At 66.9% G+C, this 1,680-nt stretch carries 1 protein-coding gene; it reads left to right on the forward strand.

Annotated features, from left to right (window positions below; translation table 11 throughout):
* The first annotated feature begins 124 nt into the window (after positions 1 to 124).
* Entirely contained in the window at positions 125 to 1,537 is a 1,413-nt protein-coding gene (locus tag ACFVWG_RS41455) for an IS1380 family transposase (RefSeq protein WP_391549040.1), read from the forward strand.
* Positions 1,538 to 1,680 lie beyond the last annotated feature (143 nt).

Consider the following 1,680-nt stretch of genomic DNA (forward strand, 5'->3'; position numbering starts at 1 on the left):
CTAGCCTCGGGATTTCATGTCGGTGGGGTTGGGTTCGGCGTGTAACGCACGGAAGTGCCTGTCTGGCGCGGGATTCTTGGCTTGTCGAAGGTCAAGATCCGTCGCGTAGAGAGGCACTCCGTAGGTGAAGCGTAGCCCGGTCCCGAGTGTGGTTCTGGATTCTGTCCGCGAGTCGCTGGTTTCGTCGTCGGGTGGGTTGTTGCTGCGGGAGGTGATCGGGGTCTGTGGCCTGGGTCGTGGCCTGTCGGCGGCGCTCTCGCCGTGGCGGCCGGGCCGGGCGGTGCATGACCCGGGCAAGGTGTTGCTTGATGTCGCGACCGCGGTCGCGCTGGGTGGCGACTGCCTCGCGGACCTGGCCGCTGTCCGGGCTCAGCCAACGTTGTTCGGGGCGGTGGCATCGGACCCGACGGTGTCACGGCTGTTCGCGTTGCTGGCCGGTGATGTCGACGAGGCCGTGGCTGCGATCCGGGCGGCGCGGGCCAGCGCGAGGGCGGCGGTGTGGGCGCGCCGTCGCCCGTTGCCGGGAACACCGGGGACCCGGGATGGTGGTGGTCAGGTGATCGTGGATATCGACGCCACGCTGGTGACGGCTCACTCGGACAAGGAACACGCTGAACCGACCTTCAAGAAAGGGTTCGGGTTCGCTCCGATGTGCACGTTCGTCGACCACGGCGAGCACGGCACCGGTGAGACCCTCGGAATCGATCTGCGACCCGGCAACGCCTCGCCCTGGAACAGCGCCGACCATCTCACCGCTCTCGACAACGCGCTCGTCCAGCTCCCCGCGCATGAGCGCGGCCAGGTACTGGTCCGTGCCGATACCGGGGCCTGCTCGAAGGTGTTCTTGCACAAGATCACCGATCTGGGTCTGGACTACTCCATCGGATTCCAGGCCCAAGACACCGTCAAAGCAGCGATCGAGACCATCCCGGAACAGGCCTGGCGCGCCGCACTCGATGGCGATGGCGAACCCCGCGAAGGTGCACAGGTCGCTGAACTCACCGCCTGGATGCCCGCCCCGGTCACCCAGAACCGGGCCTCACGTCCAGGACCGAAGAACTGGCCCCACGGGATGCGGGTCATCGCCCGGCGCGAACGCCCACACCCCGGAGCCCAACTGAGGCTGACCGACCACAACGGATGGCGGATCACCTGCTTCGCCACGAACACCAAAGGCCCGGGCTGGACCCTGGCCACGCTCGAGGTCCGCCACCGCCAACGCGCCCGCTGCGAAGACCGCATCCGCTGCCTGAAAGACACCGGCCTGCGCAACCTGCCCTTCCACGGCTACAACCAGAACCGGATCTGGGTCGAGATCGTCGCACTGGCCGCCGACCTGCTCGCCTGGACCCAGACCCTGGCCTTCGAAGAACACGAACCCGCCCGCCGCTGGGAACCCAAACGACTCCGATTCCGGCTCCTGAGCGTCGCCGGACGAATCATCCACACCGCACGACGAAAACGACTCCGGCTCCCACACGACTGGCCCTGGAACCACCTCATCGACACCGGCTGGACCAGCCTGCGAACCACCTGAACACACCCACCCCGCACCCACGACCAAGGACCAAGGACAACCGGCCAACACAGCGCCGGCGACCCACCACGGCCCAACAACACCAACCACCCGCGACAACGCCGCACCACTCATCAACCGAACAGACGAAACATCGAGGCTAG

The sequence above is a fragment of the Kribbella sp. NPDC058245 genome, from assembly GCF_042882005.1.
Taxonomy (GTDB): domain Bacteria; phylum Actinomycetota; class Actinomycetes; order Propionibacteriales; family Kribbellaceae; genus Kribbella.